Origin of the sequence: Thalassospira sp. CH_XMU1420-2 (genome assembly GCF_037029325.1) — a bacterium.
Classification (GTDB): domain Bacteria; phylum Pseudomonadota; class Alphaproteobacteria; order Rhodospirillales; family Thalassospiraceae; genus Thalassospira; species Thalassospira povalilytica.
In genome coordinates, this window is sequence record NZ_JAYMEG010000004.1 from 175,054 (window position 1) to 193,743 (window position 18,690).

At 56.4% G+C, this 18,690-nt stretch carries 16 protein-coding genes; 13 read left to right on the forward strand and 3 right to left on the reverse strand.

Translation table 11 applies throughout. The annotated features are described in order from the left end of the window. Positions 1-16 precede the first annotated feature (16 nt). The 8 genes from WA429_RS14555 (at position 17) to rfbC (ending at position 9,910) form a co-directional block, all read left to right on the forward strand. A complete protein-coding gene (locus WA429_RS14555) occupies positions 17-787 on the forward strand; it encodes a hypothetical protein (protein ID WP_228195009.1) in 771 nt (256 codons plus the stop codon). A 61-nt stretch (positions 788-848) separates the two neighbouring features. Beyond that, entirely contained in the window at positions 849-3,044 is a 2,196-nt protein-coding gene (locus WA429_RS14560) for a glycosyltransferase family 2 protein (protein ID WP_287464700.1), read from the forward strand. Next, positions 3,031-4,353: a glycosyltransferase family 4 protein gene (locus tag WA429_RS14565; protein WP_228195011.1), complete on the forward strand. Its 1,323-nt coding sequence runs from the start codon at positions 3,031-3,033 to the stop codon at positions 4,351-4,353. Before WA429_RS14560 ends, WA429_RS14565 begins: the two co-directional genes overlap by 14 nt. Positions 4,354-4,391: 38 nt before the next feature. After that, positions 4,392-5,582, forward strand: coding sequence for a polysaccharide pyruvyl transferase family protein (locus WA429_RS14570; RefSeq protein WP_101246864.1), 1,191 nt, complete (start codon positions 4,392-4,394; stop codon positions 5,580-5,582). Between the two features lie 109 nt (positions 5,583-5,691). Next, complete coding sequence (galE, locus tag WA429_RS14575; RefSeq protein WP_101246865.1) at positions 5,692-6,687, forward strand: UDP-glucose 4-epimerase GalE; 996 nt, start codon at positions 5,692-5,694, stop codon at positions 6,685-6,687. A gap of 89 nt (positions 6,688-6,776) precedes the next feature. After that, positions 6,777-7,982: a polysaccharide pyruvyl transferase family protein gene (locus WA429_RS14580; RefSeq protein ID WP_287464702.1), complete on the forward strand. Its 1,206-nt coding sequence runs from the start codon at positions 6,777-6,779 to the stop codon at positions 7,980-7,982. 86 nt (positions 7,983-8,068) lie between these two features. Continuing rightward, a complete protein-coding gene (locus WA429_RS14585; protein WP_287464704.1) occupies positions 8,069-9,262 on the forward strand; it encodes a hypothetical protein in 1,194 nt (397 codons plus the stop codon). Positions 9,263-9,268: 6 nt separating this feature from the next. Continuing rightward, a complete protein-coding gene (gene rfbC, locus WA429_RS14590) occupies positions 9,269-9,910 on the forward strand; it encodes a dTDP-4-dehydrorhamnose 3,5-epimerase (RefSeq protein ID WP_206926355.1) in 642 nt (213 codons plus the stop codon). A 360-nt stretch (positions 9,911-10,270) separates the two neighbouring features. On the opposite strand, the gene WA429_RS14595 is transcribed toward rfbC, so the two are convergent. From WA429_RS14595 to uxuA, 3 genes are read right to left on the reverse strand one after another with little or no spacing between them, the layout of a single operon-like run. After that, positions 10,271-11,176, reverse strand: a complete 906-nt coding sequence (locus WA429_RS14595) for a sugar kinase (RefSeq protein WP_287464706.1) — start codon at positions 11,174-11,176, stop codon at positions 10,271-10,273. Then, entirely contained in the window at positions 11,173-12,603 is a 1,431-nt protein-coding gene (locus WA429_RS14600; RefSeq protein ID WP_287464708.1) for a mannitol dehydrogenase family protein, read from the reverse strand. The genes WA429_RS14595 and WA429_RS14600 overlap by 4 nt, the downstream gene beginning before the upstream one ends. A 27-nt stretch (positions 12,604-12,630) precedes the next feature. Beyond that, positions 12,631-13,848, reverse strand: a complete 1,218-nt coding sequence (gene uxuA, locus WA429_RS14605; RefSeq protein WP_287464710.1) for a mannonate dehydratase — start codon at positions 13,846-13,848, stop codon at positions 12,631-12,633. A 127-nt stretch (positions 13,849-13,975) separates the two neighbouring features. Here uxuA and WA429_RS14610 point away from each other — a divergent pair, with 127 nt between their 5' ends. From WA429_RS14610 to WA429_RS14630, 5 genes are read left to right on the forward strand one after another with little or no spacing between them, the layout of a single operon-like run. Next, positions 13,976-14,686 (forward strand): GntR family transcriptional regulator, encoded by a 711-nt coding sequence (locus tag WA429_RS14610; RefSeq protein ID WP_101246870.1) that lies wholly within the window; start codon positions 13,976-13,978, stop codon positions 14,684-14,686. Positions 14,687-14,712: 26 nt separating this feature from the next. Then, positions 14,713-15,687, forward strand: a complete 975-nt coding sequence (locus tag WA429_RS14615; RefSeq protein ID WP_101246871.1) for a TRAP transporter substrate-binding protein — start codon at positions 14,713-14,715, stop codon at positions 15,685-15,687. A gap of 57 nt (positions 15,688-15,744) precedes the next feature. Beyond that, positions 15,745-16,254, forward strand: a complete 510-nt coding sequence (locus tag WA429_RS14620) for a TRAP transporter small permease (protein ID WP_101246872.1) — start codon at positions 15,745-15,747, stop codon at positions 16,252-16,254. Further along, complete coding sequence (locus tag WA429_RS14625) at positions 16,251-17,525, forward strand: TRAP transporter large permease (protein WP_101246873.1); 1,275 nt, start codon at positions 16,251-16,253, stop codon at positions 17,523-17,525. Before WA429_RS14620 ends, WA429_RS14625 begins: the two co-directional genes overlap by 4 nt. A gap of 6 nt (positions 17,526-17,531) precedes the next feature. After that, positions 17,532-18,575 (forward strand): L-idonate 5-dehydrogenase, encoded by a 1,044-nt coding sequence (locus WA429_RS14630; RefSeq protein ID WP_287464712.1) that lies wholly within the window; start codon positions 17,532-17,534, stop codon positions 18,573-18,575. Positions 18,576-18,690: the final 115 nt, after the last annotated feature.

Consider the following 18,690-nt stretch of genomic DNA (forward strand, 5'->3'; position numbering starts at 1 on the left):
CAACAAGGAGGCCGCTATGGCTGTTGCTGAAAAACAGACGATGGAAGAAACCCCGGCGCCGAGTGTTGCACAAGACGCCGAGCAACCTGCGCCGACCCTGGAAGGGCGGGTCGATGCCATTGACCGGAACCGGCTCTATGGCTGGGTCTGGTCGCCGCAAAACCCGGACGCCCGGATCGAGGTGGTCGTGCGCCTTAACGGCCATGCATTGCTGCGCGAGACGGCCGAAAATGAACGCGTCGATTTGCGCCGCAATGGTATCGGCGATGGAAAGCACGCATTCGAGGTGGAATTGCCTGATGCAGCTGTTGCCAGTGTCGACAGCCTTTCTGTCTGTGCCGTCATGCCCGGCACCAAGGACGAAATCACACTGCGTATCCCGACCCAAAGCGAACAGGAAGCCCACACTGCGCTGAATGCACCGCTTGGCAAGATTCTGGACCGGCTGGACCGGCTGCTTGCGGCACAGCACATCCTGCAAAACGGGCAACGCGAAGCCGCCAAACGTCTGGTCAGTGCATCGAAACGCATGGATGAACTTGCCTCGGCCGATGACGGTATCGAAGCAGGCGTGAAACTGGTCCGTACCGGTCAGGAAGAACTGTCAAGCCGGGTGGATGAACTCGAAGTCTTTCTGGTGCGCTTTGACAAATCGCTGGGCGGGTTTGACGAACGCCTTTCTGTTCTGACCGCACGCCACACCAATGATCTCAAAACCCCGTTGCTAATCCTGTCCTGCCTGATCGGTGTAACGGCCGGATTGGCGATCGGCGCCTTCGTCTGGTGATCACCATGGCATCGCACCTATCCGCTTTAACGCATATGCGCAAATACAAGGAGGCCGGTTAATGACAGAACAGAATGGCATGCCACTTGATGGCAGAACTGTTGTCGCCGCCTTGGTCGATGACAGTCTGGCGCTGATGGTCGGGGTCGGGAATGCCCTGCCGGCAACGATTGATATCTACCTTAACAGTCAGTCCGACGCCAAAGTTCAGGCATCCATCATTTCATGGCGCCGCCACGATGCGGAACCCGAAAACGCCTATGGTTTTGTCGCGCTTTTACCGATGAAAAATGTTTCCGCGCGCCGTTTGAAAACCGCCCTGTTCAGTGGGGCTGGCAAACCGCGTGAATACCGGATTGATAGCCGCCAGCAACGTATCGAAGCGATCCTGTCCGCCGTCGCCGATCAGTCCGGCCCGGCTTTTGCGACCGTGATTGATGGTTTGATCGAGGCCCTGCTTGCCGGTGATCCGGATAAAAAACGCCTGAGCAAGGTGGCCGCACTTGTGCAAAGTGCCGCACGCAGCAACGGCTTTATCGAAGTTCTGGGCGGGCTCGAAGAAGGTGATGTTTATATCCAGGGCTGGTCAAGCGGCTTCCCCACCGGGCGCACCCGTGTCATCGCCATGGAAGAGTCCCCGGTGCTGGCAGAACTGACCAGCGCAGATTTCCAGCGCGATGATCTCGGTGACGAGGCATCGGGTGTCACCGGCCTGTTGCTTGGTAACAAGCCGATCAATCCGAAAAAACTCAAACGGGTTTATTTCCGCGGGCGCGAAACCTGGTACTCGATCGAAGTTTACCAGCACCGCGTTCTGGTAGCCCCACCCGATGTCCCGGCCCATATTCGTTCGGTTCTTGATCGTGTGCGTGCGCCGGAAAAAATCCTCCATACCCTTAAAATGGCCGCACATCGTTTTGATGGTCGCGACACAGTTTCGGAACTGGATCGCCCGGTTCGCATCGGGATTGATTTCTCTCTTCTGATCGAAGGCAGCGGGATATTGATTTCCGGCTGGATGCTGGATCCCGACCGTGCCGTCGAGAATGTGTCACTGCGTGTCGGTGGTGAAGTCGTGCGCATTGATGACCACTGGACGCGTCAGTCACGCGCTGATGTGACCGATGCCTTTGCCAATGATCCGATGTTTTCCGCGATGAACCCGGCCCGCAACAATCACGGCTTTCTGGTGTTTTGTCCGCTGGAAGCCACCCCGCCATCCGATCAGGCAACCTATCTTGAACTGGGGATCCGTGATGCTTTCCCGGCCTACTGTCCGCTGAACCCGACGCGGGCTTCGGCCCGTCAGGCGCTTTCACGGGTTTTGCCATCGCTTGATCCGCGCTCGGTGACGGCGTCAAACAGTATCGAACGTCAGTTCGGCCCGATGTTGCAGTCCATGACAGCACAACGCCCCTATGCGGTCGATATTCACGATATCGGGGATTTTGAAGAAAACGCGCCGGTGACCCTTGTGGTCGGGGTCGATGACACGATCAATGATATCGGCGTCACCATTGCCCTTCTGGGACTTGATAGCGCGACCCGGCATCTGCCGATTGTGATTGCCGGTCCGGTCGAAAGTTTCGATCAGGTCGGCAGTGAAATCCTGCGTCTTGCGGCCTTCTACAAACTTAACACCCGGATCGTGTTCGCCGAAGGCGTCGAAGATTATTGCGATGCGCTCGAAGTTGGTGTCGATGCCACCAGCTCCGAAACAGTCGGGCTGGTATCGGCGCATATTCTGCCGCGTGATGATGGCTGGTTTGATCAGTTGCTGGCCGCTTACAGCAAACGCGGCAGCAAGGTTCTCGTTTCGCCAACCATTCTGTTTGAAGACGATTCTGTCCGCTGGGCCGGGACCTGGATCAACAGCAACGCCAATGGCGGTCAGTATCTGTCGGACCGGTATGTCGGCTATCCATGCGCGGTGCTTGCTGATGCCGAACCCAGCGAAGTCAGCGCCGGAACCCTGGAATGCTGCATTCTGCCGCGCGAGGCCTTCAAGGACAGCAACGGCTTTACCCGTGGCTATATCGGGCCGGGGGAAAAAAGTCTCGATCTTGCGTTGAAACTGCGCATGGCGGGCACGCCATCCTACTGGATCCCCGACGTCGAAGTACTGGGCAGCGAACAATCCATAAGTACAGCCCCTGCCTGGGAGGAACTTTCCAATCGTCTTGACCGCTGGGCGTTTGACCGCCGCTGGTCATTGGTCGTTTCAAATTTGCGGAGCCACAACAATGCCGTCGACTGATTTACGTGTCCTCGTTATTTCGCACGGCCATCCCAGCATCTCGCTGGGCGGGGCCGAAGTGGCCTCCTATAACCTGCACAAAGGGCTGAACGCCCTTGACGGGGTCGAAAGCTTCTATCTGGCCCGCGTTGGCAACCCGGTCCCGCGTCACGGGGCCTCGGCCCTGATGAGCCTGCGTCAAAAGGAAAACGAAATCCTTTATCACGCGGAAAACTATGATCATTTTCTTCTGTCGAATGGCAGTACCGATGAAATCGACCGGGATTTCCTGCGCTTTGTGAAGGATTACGAACCCGATGTGGTGCATTTCCATCACTATCTCGGGCTTGGGCTGGAAACCATCTATGCCATTCGCGAAGCACTGCCGGAAACCGCGATTTTCTTTACCTTCCACGAGTTTTTGACGATCTGCCACAATCACGGGCAGATGATCAAAAGCGGCGGAACCAAGCTGTGCAATCGTGCAAGCCCGATTGACTGCAACGGCTGTTTCCCGAACATCTCGCCCGCATCATTTCTTCGGCGCGAACGCTTCATCAAGGCCATGCTGGAACTGGCTGATCACTATGTGTCGCCCAGTGAATTTCTTGCCAACCGTTTCATTGACTGGGGCATGAAGGCCGAAAAGATGTCGGTGATCGAAAATGGTCTCGACATCGATCAGCGTGCCAAAGACCGCCCTCTGTCCAAAACCCAGCCCCGCCGGTCGCGCTTTGCCTTTTTCGGGCAGCTCACGATGTTCAAAGGGGCTGACATCCTTCTGGATGCGGTCGGGCGTGTGCCTGATGAAATCTGGGGCGATGATGCGCGGCTGATGATCTTTGGCGGCAACCTTGATCGCCAACCCAGGGAATATCAGGACAAGGTCCATGACCTGATTGAAAAGGCCGGCGAGCGCGTGCGCTTTTACGGCGCCTATCAGAATACCGAAATGCCCAAGCTGATGGAGCTCGCCGACTGGACGATCATTCCATCTATCTGGTGGGAAAACTCGCCCGTCGTGATCCAGGAAGCCTTCTTCCACGGGCGGCCGATGATTTGCTCAAACATTGGCGGCATGGCCGAAAAAATCACCGATGGCGTGAATGGTCTGCATTTCCGGGTCGGAAGTGCCGAAGACCTTGCCGATCGGATGATCGAAGTCCTTAGCGACAACAAGATCTGGGATCGGATGCGCGAGGGAATACCAAGCGTGACGACCTATCAGGAATGCGCCGAGCAACATCTCGCGCAGTATCGGGAGGTTCTGGAAGTGCGCCGTATGTCTGCAAAGGCTGCGCGCCCGCAAACCGTGGCTAGCACGGCATGAATTCAGAACAAAAACGTGATCAACCAAGGAGAGACAACATGGCGCGCGTTCTCGTAATGATCCCGTCAGGCGAAGTCTACGACCACGACTGCGTCCGATGGTACAACTATCAGGATGTTCAAAAGAGCATCAATCACTACCACAATATCGGTGATGCCTTTGTCTTTGACTCATCGCTCAAGCTGATGAATTACGACAAACTTGGCGTTCTGCCGATTGCCGATCCCAAAATGGAAGACATCGATCGCCTTCGCGAGGAATATGATTATGTCTTCCTGCGCGGCTCGAACTACATCCATTCCGACATGGATTGGCGTAACACCATTGATGTCCTCAAGCGGTTGAAATTACCGGTTCTGGGCTTTGGTATCGGTGCGCAGGCGCCGGTCAAAGGCAAGATCGAGCTGTCCGAACAGACCAAGACGGTTTTGCGCATGATGGCCGATTCCACCACATCCATCGGTGTGCGCGGGGCCTATACCGCACAGGTTCTTTGGGATCTTGGCATTACCAATGTGCGTATTGTCGGCTGCCCGACCGCGTTCCGGCAAAACAATCCCGACATGCGCATCAAACTGCCATCCCTTGATAGCGTGAAAAATGTCGGCATTACCCTGCGCCGCGAAGTCTCCCCGGCCTACGCGCAGGACATCAAGCGTTATCTGACCTTCCATCGCGATCTGGTCAAACATCTGGCTGGCCGGTTTGATGACATCACCCTGATGGCGCAGGGCGAACCCGAAGAAAAGAAACTGGTCTTTGGCAGCAACATCCAGCGTGAAGAAGCCATGCAGGCGCTCAAAAACAACGACTGGGTCAAGAACTGGTATCTCGATGACACGATGGAACGTCTCTATCGCGAGAAGCTTTTCTATTCCGATGTTGTTTCCGATTACGAGGATCTGGTGCGCACCAAGGATTGCGTGCTGGGCTATCGTCTGCACGGCAATCTGATGGCGCTGTCAAACGGTGTTCCGTCGATTTACTTCACCTATGACAGCCGCACCGTCGAATTCGCCGAAACCTATCAGATCCCGTCCTATGACGTGTTCTCGAAAAAGGAATTCGTGCTTGAGGATTACTGGAATCAGGACCTGTTCGACAAGTTCAACCGTGCCTGGTTCCAGACCTACCGCGAAATGGCGCAGTTCCTGACCGAGAACAATATCGACCACAAGATGGTCGATGTCATGAAAGCTGACACGCAGCCGCAACGAAAGGTCGCGTGATCACATCCGGTACTGCCGTCTGGCTGTTCCGGATCGGAATGGTCAGACGCAGCTACTTCCAAAGATCAGCCTGATGAGCAACAGGCAACATCAATAAGGAGACACGGCAATGACTGTACTTGTAACAGGTGGCGCAGGATATATCGGTAGTCACGCAGCACTGGCCCTTCTCGATGGTGGGCGCGATGTGGTTGTGCTTGATAATCTAACGCAGGGACATCGATGGGCAGTACCAGCCGGGGCAGCCTTTGTTGAAGGTGATTGCGGCGACGAAGATCTGGTGCGTCGCATTATCGATGAACATGACGTAACAGCGATCATGCATTTCGCCGGGTCGATCATTGTGCCGGACTCGGTCATCTATCCGCTGGAATATTACCGCAACAACACGGTCAATTCGCGCGCGCTTTTACAGGCGGCCGTCGATAGCGGCATCAGGCATTTCATCTTTTCCTCGACCGCGGGCGTTTACGGCGAACCAAATGCCACCCCGATTAACGAGGATTTCGCGCTCAAGCCGATCTCGCCTTATGGCACCTCAAAAATGATGACCGAAAAGATGTTGGCTGACGCGGCAATTGCCCATGATTTCAATTATGTCGCGCTGCGCTATTTCAATGTTGCCGGGGCCGACCCCAAAGGCCGTGCAGGGCAAACATCGCGCAAGGCAACCCATCTGATCAAGATCGCCAGCCAGACCGCAACAGGTGTCCGCCCGCAAATGGCCATTTATGGCGAGGATTACCAAACCCCGGATGGTACCTGCATTCGCGATTACATCCATGTATCCGACCTCGCCAATGCCCATGTCCTTGCGCTTGAATATCTTGAGCGCGGTGGCGAAAGCGACGTGATGAATTGCGGCTATGGTCGCGGCTTCTCGGTGCGTGAAGTGATCGGTGCGGTCAAAAAGGTTTCCGGTGTCGATTTCAGCGTTGATCTGGCGGAACGCCGCCCGGGTGATCCGCAATCCCTTGTCGCCGGTGCCGATCGTATTCGTGAAAAACTGGGCTGGGTCCCGGTTCATGATGATCTCGAAGTCATCGTCCGCCATGCCCTTGATTGGGAACAAAGCCTTAAAACACGCGAAGTCAACGCGGCTTAGGCACATATCGCAAGACCTGCATTACCAAACACGAGCAACGGTTCGAACCAACGTCAAAAATGACACGAACCACCAGCAGGAGATATATGATGGAACCGAAACTCCCTACCGGGGGGCGCAAACCGCGCATTGGCGTGCTGATGCCTGCGGGCCGCGTCGAAGGCAATCTGGGTGTTGTCACCCATACCTATAATGCGCCTGAAAAGGCAAAGACGCTTTTCACCAATATTGGTGACTGCTTTGTCTATGACTCGTCGCTGCGCATCCTTGATTATTCGGAACTTTTCCCGATTTATGTGCCCGCAGACGGCAATCTGTCGGAAACCCAGATCGAAAAGATAAATCAGCTTGATTACATCTTTTTGCGCGGGTCGAACTATATCAACACCAACGGTCAATGGGACCCGATCACAACGGTTCTGGAAAAGACCAAGGTGCCGGTGATTGCCTTTGGGATTGGGGTTCAGGTACCCGACAATTCCGACCAATATGTCAATGACTCAACCAGACGGTTCTTGCAGCTTGTCGCAGACCGTTCGGCATCAATTGGCGTGCGTGGCAATCTGTCAAAGAAGGCACTGAATTCGATCGGCATCAGGAATGTCCGCATTTTTGGCTGCCCGACTGCATTCCGCCATTGCAAACCGGAACTGAAATTGCGCCGGGTGGATGCATCATCGATCAACAGGCTTGGCTTTACCCTGCGCCGCAAGACACACGGTTTCCAGACACAGCAACGTTATATGTTGCGCACCCTGGCCGAACGCTATGACACCGAAATCCTGTGCGCGGGCGAACTTGAAGAAAAGCAGATCTATTACGCGCGCTCCAAACAGGTCGAAAATGACGCATCTGTCATGGCTGATGCGATCAAAAAACTGACCGCGGAAAAATGGATTTACGGTCCCGGCGATCCGCTGGTCGAACTTTATAAATCATCGCTTTCGGTGTTTGAAAGTGTCGCGGATTTTGAACGTGCCGAACAAAATCTGGATGCGGTGACCGGATATCGCCTGCATGGCAATTTGCTGGCCCTGGCCAACGAAGTTCCGGCTCTTTATGTCACATATGACACGCGCACCCGCGAATTTGTCAGAACACTTGGTATTCCGTTCGTTGATGGTCGCTATATGGACAAATTCTCGTTCGAGGAAGCCTGGGATAAGGCCGATTTCGACTTGTTCGAAAAGACCTATCAGAAGCGCTTCGGTGATCTGAAAAACTTCCTTGAAGAAAACAGCATGGCGCACCGTCTGGGCAGTACCCCGGCCCCATATGTCGCAGAAGCGGCGTGACCTTGCTGTGTCTGGTGCGTGGCGGCCCCCAGTAACGCCACGCACCAAATTTCCACATTCCACTACCAACCGTGACGGGTAAGACATTGCAAAAGCGGCACTTATCAAAACGCATCACCGGACTGACGGCATTCCTGATCGGTTTGTCGGTCGGGGGAATGCTTGGCTGGAACCCGGACTTACGGGCCGCCGAAGTGACCGTCTCGGGGCCGGAAACCGTCATTTTTGACAGCGATGTCACCGGGTGTGACAACCATCATCTGCCAGATTCCCCGGCCCGTGCCTTCCGCAATGATCAGGGCAAAATGGTACTGTTCGCGCCGAACTTTCAGAACCGCGCTTTTGTCGGATATGGCTTTAACAGCCTCAAGCCCGATTGCGACAGCCGGTTCAAGGCAGCGGGCAAGGCGGTGCCGGAACTTCTTGATGACCGAACCTGGCTTCAGGCGATCTATACGCGCGACGGGCGCAATGTCTATGCGTTGGGCAGTGCCAGTTTCATGCCCTATCGCCATGATATGCCCTGCAAGGGGGGCACCAAACGTACCGATTGCTGGATCAACGGTCTGGTCACACTGAAATCCGGTGACGGGGGCAAGACCTTTGAATATCTGGGTAATCCGCCCCGTCACGCGCCGTTTCCGCCGCCACAAGCCTATCGCGATGATCGCACGCGCGCGCCAAGCTATGTCACGGTCACCAACATCATTTCCTGGCAGAACTACTATTACGCCATTGTCTGGCGTCGGGCGGATAACTGGGAAGAATCGCGCAACTGTCTGGTGCGGGCGCCGATTGATGATCCCAAGCAATGGGACGTCTGGAACGGGTCGGATTTTGAACGGGCCGCAACCCTGACCGATCAGGGATGGTCGGTTCGCGAAACCGAATGTGCGCGCGTCGGGCCGGTTGGTGTGTCATCGATCCGCGGTTTGGTTCGTCATGAAGCCACCAACAGTTTCATCACGGTGTACCTTCACCGTATGCGCAAAAAGGGCGAACCCGACATCGCCGGGTTCTTCTATTCGACCTCGACGGATCTGAAAAACTGGTCCGAGCCCAGGCTGCTCTATCGCCAGCCGCTAAGGCGTGATGCTGGCGATGGCGACCCCTTTGCCGCCTATCCATCCATTATTGATGAAGACAGCACAGACCGTTTGTTTGGCACGGTTGATGACAATGCATCCCTTGTTTTCGTCCGTCTTGTGCCCAAACCCTACAAGGACCGGTGGCGTGTCCCGCGCCAGTTGATCCGTGTTCCGATCTCGATCAAGGAGTAATGAACGATGACTGTGGAATTTGACGAATTTGATATCGAAGGTCCGGTTCTGTTTATCCCCACCCGGCATCGGGACAAGCGCGGTGTTTTTGCCGAAACCTTCCGTCATGATGATTTTCGCGAAGTAGTGGGGGATATCGATCTGGTACAGGAAAACCAGTCGATCAGCGTTCCGATCAACACCATTCGCGGTCTGCATTTCCAGACCAGCCCCTATGCCCAGGGCAAGCTGGTCCGCGTCACAAAAGGCGCAATTCTTGACGTTGCAGTCGACATCCGACCGCGATCGCCAACGTTTGGTCAGCATATCAAGATCGAACTCAGCGCGGAAAACTGGTACCAGCTCTGGATTCCGGATGGCTTTGCACACGGCTTCAAAACCCTGCAACCCGACACCCACGTCATGTACAAGGCGTCAAACTATTACAGTCCGGAACATGATCGCGGGATTGCCTGGAACGATCCGGATCTTGGCATCGACTGGCAATTGTATGGTCAGCAGGCGGTCATTTCCGACAAGGATCGCAAACATCCAAGACTGGCCGATGTCGGGCCGGAGACCCTTGGTCAAATACCACCAGGCCATGATTTCACAACCGTCAGTCTCAGCCGGGCAAAAGGCGCGGGCTTTGGTGCCGCACCACAGTGAACGGACTGACTGGATCGACTGGATTGGGTGCGCACGGTTTTACACGTCATGTCTCCCTGGCCGATGCGTCCTCAGTCCGGAAACGGGTCCGATATCGGACCCGTTTCTTTGTCTGAAAGATGATGCAGGGTATCTTGCCAATCACCTCAAACGCCCGCCGACAGGGATGCCGGTAATGTCTTTGTTGCCATCTTCGTTGGTGGGCCAGATATCGCACCCACGCTATCCGATGGCCTTCAGAACAGTGTCAATATCCGCACGGCATTCAAGCCCGGCGTCACGGCCGCAACAATGCCCCGTACCCGTCACGCCAAAGCAGTCCCCTTTGCCGACCAGCTTTGGCCGATTTGTTCCAGCGAATTAACCCTGGTTCCTGAACAACGCGCCATGTGTCTGGATGACCTTGGCTGACAGGGCCTGTCCGTGGCGCACGGCATCGGCTGGTTCAGCGCCGCCAAATCGGGCGGCCAGGAATGCGGCGTTAAAGGAATCACCGGCACCTGTCGCATCCACCACATTTGAAACGCCCGGCGTATCAAGGCTTGTCGCCTGACCATCTTGCAGGAAATGGCATGGAGCACTGCCATTTTTAACCACGACCTCGCCCACGCCAAGGTCACGATATCGCGCGACTGTTTCCTGTGGCGATGCATCCCCGAACAGGGCCGCCTCGTCATCAAAGCTTGGCAGAATGATGTCTGAAAGGGCCGCGACCTCTGACAATACCGTTTTGCAAATATCGCGATCTTCCCAAAGGGCCGGGCGGATATTGGGGTCAAAGGCAATGCGGGTATGTGTCGGTTGTTGTTTGATGATCTCAATTAGCGCGGCCCGGCTGTCCGTATCGAGGATCGCCAACGTGATCCCCGAAAGATAAATCACATCCGCCCCCTCGCATCCGGCGCGAAGTGCGGCGATGTCATCGGCCATTTTACGGGCGGCGGAATTTTCCCGCCAATACGTAAAGACACGGTCCCCCTTTTCCTGATCAATCAGGTAAAGGCCCGGACGATTTCCGGCCAGGCGCTGGATGGCGCTGGTATCAATCCCGGCATCGGCAATGAAATCGGCAATGCGTCGGGAATATCGGTCATCGCCAAGGGCAGTGACATAGCCGACCTGCCAGTCGCTCGGATCGGTGGCATTGCGGAAATGCCAGGCGGTATTAAGGGTATCGCCGGCAATCCCCATTTTCCAGTTGCCGTCACCGCCGCCCGACATTTCGATCATGCATTCGCCAATGGCGACAAACCGTTTTGCACTCATTGGTCAAGCTCATGGCGGATGGCGGCGTCTGCGCCATCGGTTAGCAACATCACAAGACGGCTGATTACCGCCTTGCGCCAGGACGCATCATCACAAAGCTGTCGGGGCATCCATCCCGGAAGGCTTGCCAGCCGGTCATAAAGGTCTGCCGCATCTTGTACGCTGCCGATGCGTTCGGCAATTTCGTCTGCCCGCGGATCGTCGGGCAGGCGGCTGTTTTCACCGGGGGTGGCCGGATTGATCTGGCCTTGCACAAAGGCAATCCAGGCTGCGAAACACAGCGCGAATGTGCCGCGATGACGGCTGTCGGCTGCCAGATCACATACCGGGGCAAAGATGCGCTGCGGCAGTTTTTCGGTCCCGTCCATGGCGATCTGGCGGGTTTCATGGGCGATTTCGGGGTTGCGGAACCGCTCGGTCAGTTCCGCGCCATAGCGGGCAAAATCAATCACGGCCAGCGGCGCCATGGTCGCAGCCGCATTTTGCATATGCCGTGCGACAAGACCGGCGAAATTGTCATTTGCCATGGCATCGCGGACATAGCGATACCCGCCAAGCTGCCCAAGATAGGCAATCAGCGAATGACTGCCATTAAGCATGCGAAGTTTCATGTCCTCGAACGGTTCGACATCGGCCACAACAATCGCACCGGCTTCTTCCCAGGCGGGACGACCATCGGGGAAATCATCCTCGATCACCCATTGCGAAAAGGGTTCGGTTTCGATCGCGGCCGGGTCGTCGACACCGGTCAGGGTCTTGGCATCGTCATATGTGGTCTTGGTTGATGCCGGGGTAATACGGTCGACCATGGTGGACGGGAAGGACACATTTTGCGAAATCCAGTCGCCCAGTTCCGGGTCGATCCGGTTGGCAAAATCAATCACACCGGCACGCAGCAACTTGCCATTGGCCGGAAGATTGTCACAGGACAGAACCGTGAAGGGCCGCATGCCGGCATCCTTGCGGCTTTTCAGTCCGGCCACAAGAATCCCGACCAGTCCCGACGGCCTGTCGGGATGGTCCAGATCATGACGGATCGCCGGATGATCGTTCTGAATCCGGCCCGATTGCCGATCAATGCCATAGGCCTTTTCGGTCACCGTGATGGTCACAATCCGGATCGCCGGATCGGCAAGGGCCGCAAGAACCGGCATGACATCGCGCGCCGCCGCAATGGCGTGCGACATGCTGGTGATCCGGCGGGCTTTTGGTCCATCGGGATGACGTTCGATCACCGTGAATGCGCAATTCTGTGCATTCAGCGCATCGACAATGTCGGTGCTGCGCAAACTGACCCCGATAATGTGCCAGTCGCCACCCTTGGCCGCCATGGCGGCATCGGTGTAAACCGCCTGATGGGCCCGGTGGAACGCGCCGATACCGATATGAACGATGCCTGATTTGGCCAAGGCATCTTGCAACGTCATCTCCGACAAGCCGGACTGTGTCATCCCTTATCCCCCAAGCTTGTCAAAGCGTGCCGACAGGGCGGTCATCACACCGCGCAATTCAGCCAGGCCTTTCAGGCGTCCGATCGCCGGATATCCCGGCTGTCCCTTGCGGTTAAGATCATCAAGGATGTCATGGCCATGATCGGGGCGCATCGGAATGTTCCAGTCCGCACGACCGGCTGCCTTGCGCGATGCTTCTTCACGCAGGATCTGCTCGATCAGGGCAACCATGTCGGTATCGCCATCCAGATGTTCGGCTTCATGGAAACTGCAAGGCAGGCCTTCGGTTTCGCGTTTGGTATTGCGCAGATGGATGAAGTGCACGCGATCACCCCAACGCTTCATCATGCCCGGCAAATCATTGCCCGGATGGACGCCAAGCGACCCGGAACACAGGGTAATGCCGTTTTCCGCAATATCGACGGCCTTCATGATGAATGCATAATCATCTTCGGTCGACATGATGCGCGGAAGACCGAGCAACGCAAAGGGCGGATCATCCGGGTGGCAGCACATGCGAATGCCGACTTCACGCGCGACCGGCACGACTTCTTCAAGAAACGCCACCAGATTGGCACGCAGGGTATCGGCATCAATATCGGCATAGGTCGCAAGAAGCTCGCGCAGATCATCAAGCGACAGGTTCTCGACCGATCCGGGCAGGCCAAAGGCAACGGTCCGTTCCAGTTCGGCGCGGCGCGTGTCGCTCATGGCGTCAAAGCGGGTCTTTGCCTCGGCAATGATGTCGGCACCATAGTCATTTTCGGCACCGGCGCGCGCCAGGATGAACAGATCAAACGCGACAAAATCAAACAGGTCAAAGCGCATGCAGGTCGCGCCATTTGACAGCCGCCAGTTCAGATGGGTGCGTGTCCAGTCAAGAACCGGCATGAAGTTGTAACAGACGATGCTGATGCCCGATGCCGCCAGATTGCGCAGGCTTTCCTTATAGGCCGCGATATGGTCGCGCCACGGGCCGACCTGGCGTTTGATCGATTCGGAAACCGGAAGACTTTCAACAACATCCCAGGTCAGACCGGACGGTGCGCCATCTTTCATGGTCGCGATTTCGCGATGGCGTTTGGCAATCTCGTCGGGTGTCCAGACCGCACCGCTGGGAATGTGGTGCAGGGCGGAAACCACGCCATGCGCCCCGGCCTGGCATATATCGTCAATGCTGACCAGATCGCGCGGTCCGAACCATCTCCAGGTTTGTTTCATCTGTTTCTCTCTGTATTGGCATGGTGTTATCAACACCGACTATAAAGAACGTAAAGCGTATCACGCTACAATTTTGTTGACTAGTATGGTAGTATGCATTAACGATCAGGAAGGCAAGGAGAGATTGATGGGTGATCCTGAACAAAAGGACTGGGAGATAACGCAAGATCAGGCGGTAGGCCCGCAGATCCATCGCATTATTCGCGAACGGATCGTGTGTACCGACCTGCTGCCCGGCGTGCGCCTTTCCGAAGCCGAACTCGCCAAACATTTCAATGTCAGCCGCCAGCCGGTGCGCGAAGCCTTCATCAAGCTCGCCGACGAAGGACTTCTGGAAGTTCGCCCGCAACGCGGAACCTATGTTCGCAAAATCTCGGTTGCGGCGGTTCTTGATGCCCGTTTCGTCCGCGAAGCCATCGAAGCCGACATTGCGCGTTTCGTCGCCAAAGAGCCCGATGACGCCTTTCTGGCCCGGCTTGAACAGTTGATCGCCGACCAGCGCAAGGCCATGCAGGGCGATGCGCGCTCTTTTCTGACACTCGATCATGATTTCCATCGTTGCCTCGCCGAAGCGGCGGGCAAGACCTATGCCTGGAAGGTGGTCGAGGATGTGCGCGCCCAGCTCGATCGGGTGCGCTACCTCAGTTATTTCCAGTTCCCGATGAATGAAATCATCGAGCAGCACGTTCGAATTGTTTCGGCAATCCAGTCACGGGATTGCGAAGCCGCCAGTGCAGCCATGCGTGAACATCTTCGCGAAATTCTGCATACGCTGCCTGATATTGCCCGCTCCAGAACGGAGCTTTTTGACAACGCCAGTACCGCGTTGTCGCCCTAAGGCATCAACCGAACAGGGAGGAAACGATGCTTAAAAAAACGACCAAGAAACTGATGCTTGCCGGCGTTGCCGCCATGATGATGGGCAGTTCCGCAATGGCTGCGGAAATGACCCTCAAACTCGGTCATCTCGCCAACGAGCAAAATGCCTGGCACAAGGCCGCCGTGAAGTTTGGTGAAGAACTGTCGTCTTTGACCGACGGTCGTATTGATGTGCAGGTTTTCCCCAACGAAACCCTTGGCAAGGAAATCGACCTGATCAACGGCATGCAGCTCGGATCGGTCGATATGACCATCACCGGTGAAAGCCTTCAGAACTGGGCACCGATGGCCGCCCTTCTTGCCGTGCCTTATGCCTATCCGACGCTCGAAGATATGGACGCCGTCGCCAGTGGCGAAATCGGTGACCAGATCGAACAGCAGATCATCGAAAAAGCCCGTATCCGCCCGATTGCCTATTTCGCCCGTGGTCCGCGTAACCTGACCTCGAACCGCGAAATCAAAAGCCCGGATGATCTGAACGGCCTGAAACTTCGCGTGCCGAACGTGCCGCTTTTCGTTGATGTCTGGAAATCGCTGGGCGCACAGCCGACCCCGATGGCATTCTCCGAAGTCTTCACCTCGCTTCAGGCCGGCACCATTGATGCCCAGGAAAACCCGTTGGCCCTGATCGATTCCGCAAGCTTCAACGAAGTTCAGAAGTTTGTTAACAAGACCGAACATGTGCGGTCCTGGATCTATCTGACCATTTCCGAAATCACCTGGAACAAGCTTTCGGATGCCGACAAGGACGCAGTCATGGAAGCCGCGAAACGCGCGCAGGCCTTTGAACGCGACCTGTTTACGGCCGATGAAGAACGCCTGACCAAGGAACTTCAGGCCAAGGGCATGACCTTTGTCGATGTCGACACCCAGGCCTTCGCCCAGAAGGCAAAAGACGCTGTTCTTGCGAATGTTTCCGACGAAATCCGCCCGATCGTCGAAAATCTTTTCGCGAACTGATTGCTGCCGGTCCGGTCGCCATAAAGCGACCGGACCTTTCTTCGACGGGGACGTAACGTGCTTTTTGCCAGACTATACGCATCCATCATTGCCCTGTGCCGGATCGGAACCGGGGCCGCTTTCGGCATTCTGATTTGCACGGTCCTGATACAGGTCTTTTCCCGAACCTTCCTGCCCAGTTCACCGGTCTGGACCGAAGAACTGACACGCCACACATTGCTGTTTCTGGCGGCCTTCGGGGTGGGGTTGTCGTTCCGTAACGGCGAACTGGTCAATGTCGACATTGTCTGTGAAATGCTGCCGCTTCGGGTTCAGCGTGCCCTGACATTCATATCGGCCGCGATCACCGCTGCCTTCTGTCTGATCTTGCTGTCCCCGGCATGGATGTTTGTGTCAATCGGGGTGCTTCAGACCTCGCCCGCCCTGGGTGTGCGCATGGATTTCATTCACGCCACCGTTTTCATTCTGCTTGTCGTGCTCGGCCTGTTTGCAGTGCTGCGGATGATACGGATCATTGCCGGTGTTTCTGACGGCAAGCCCGAAGATACGACAAAGGACTTCCCATGAGCCTCGCAATTCTATTTGGCGTTTTTGCCCTTGGTCTGATCATCGGTCTTCCGGTTGCTGTCACATTGGGCCTGTCATCGCTGTGCTATCTTCTGCTCGAAGGCATCCCGCTTGTCGTGATCCCGCAAAAACTGTTTGCCGGGATGGATGTGTTTGTTCTGCTGTGTATCCCGGGCTTTATTCTGGCCGGTAACCTGATGAATGGCGGCGGCATTACCCCGCGCATTGTGCGATTTGCCAATGCCATGGTCGGCTGGATGCGCGGCGGGCTTGGCCTGACCAACGTTACCGGGTCGATGCTGTTTGGCGGTATTTCCGGAACCGCAGTTGCCGATGCCGCCTCCATTGGCGGGATGATGATCCCGGGCATGGTGCGGGCGGGCTATACCCCGGCATTTTCGGCGGCCGTCACTGCCGCATCCTCGACCGTTGGTCCGATCATTCCGCCCAGCATGCCGATGATCATTGTCGGCGCGCTGTCGGGCATTTCGGTTGGCAAGATGTTCATTGCTGGTGCCATTCCGGGCATCCTGATGGGGCTTGCGATGATGGTGACCTGCTACATCATTGCCGTGCGCCGCAATTTCCCCCATCAGCCCTGGCAAGGGTTCGGTGAACTGGCGCGGTCCTTTGCCGGTGCCTTCTGGGCGCTTGCCATGACGGCGCTTATCGTTGGCGGCTTGCTCAGTGGCATCGTCACCCCGACCGAAACCGCGGTGATTGCCAGCCTCTATGCCCTGATTGTCGGCTGTTTCATCTATCGCGAATTGCCTCTGCGCAAGGTGCCCAAAATCATCATCGACAGTGCGGTAACGGCGGCGGCCATTCTTGCACTGGTCGGTCTTGCCAATGTGTTTGGCTGGATTCTGGTGTCCGAACGCATCCCGCAAATGATTTCCGATGCGGTCCTGTCTGTGACCGACAACAAATATGTCGTGATCCTGCTGATCAATCTGGTGTTGCTGATTGTCGGCATGTTCATGGAAACGATCGCGGCCCTGATCATTCTGTTTGTTCCGCTTCTGACGCTTGCGACCAATGTTGGCGTCGATCCGATCCATTTCGCGGTGTTTGCGGTTCTGAACCTGATGATCGGTCTGACGACGCCGCCGGTCGGCATTTGCATGTTCATCTGTGCCAATATTGCAAAGGCACCGGTCACCACCGTGATCCGGGCGCTGGCGCCGTTCCTGCTGACCAATATCGCGATCCTGTTTCTTGTGTCCTACATTCCGGCGCTGTCAACCTGGCTGCCGTCCCTGATGGAGTAACTCTTTATGCAAACCCGTGTTTGCCGCCTTTACGGTCAGGACGACCTGCGCATTGAAACCGAAGCAACGCCGGACCCGGTCGGGGACGAAGTTCTGGTCCGTGTCGGGGCTGGTGGTGTCTGTGGATCGGACATGCATTACTATTTCGAAGGCGGGATCGGTCAGATCCGCGTGCGCCAGCCGATCATCCTTGGTCACGAAGCTGCCGGGACGGTTGTTGCCTTGGGGCCGGATGCAAGCGGTCTGACAGTCGGCCAGAAAGTGGCGATCAATCCAAGCCACCCGTGCGGCATCTGCTCCTATTGCCAGAAAAACCTGCAACAGCATTGCCTGAACATGAAATTCTTCGGCTCGGCCATGCCGATGCCCCATATCCAGGGCGCATTCCGGGATCTGGTCAATGTGCGCCAGGACCAGTGCCTTGCTGTTGGGGATCACACCGATATCGGGGCGGCGGCCTGTGCCGAACCGCTTGCGGTCTGTTTGCATGCGGTTGCCCGGGCGGGTGATCTTGCTGGCAAGAAAGTCCTGATCACCGGGGCGGGGCCGATCGGAACGCTTTGTGCGGCGGCGGCCAAGGCCGCGGGTGCCAGCGAAATCGTCGTCACCGACTTGCAGGATTTCGCCCTTGATGTGGCCCGCAAAATGGGGGCGACCCGCACGATCAATATTGCCAAGGCCGCTGATGAACTGACCCCCTATGAACAGGACAAAGGCCAGTTTGACGTCTGTCTTGAATGCTCGGCCGCGCCAGCCGCCCTGCGCACCGCCATCAGCACCCTCCGCCCGCAAGGCATTCTGGTGCAGGTCGGTGTGGCCGGTGAAATGCCCGTACCGTTCAACCCGCTGGTCGCCAAGGAAATCACCATCACCGGTACTTTCCGCTTCCATACCGAATTTGCCCAGGCGGTGGCAATGATTGACAGCGGCGCCATCGACGTCACCCCGATCATCACCCAGACCTTCGCGCTTGAAACCGCCAAAGAAGCCTTCGACATCGCCCGTGACCGCAGCAAATCGGTCAAGGTCCAGCTGTCTTTTGCCGGTTGATGACAGGGCACGGGCCCGGACATTGGCTGTGCATGACACTGTCTGGAATATAGTGTGATCGCGACTATCAAACAGGACGTCCTTCGGGGCGTCCTGTTTTGTTTGAACCGGCTTG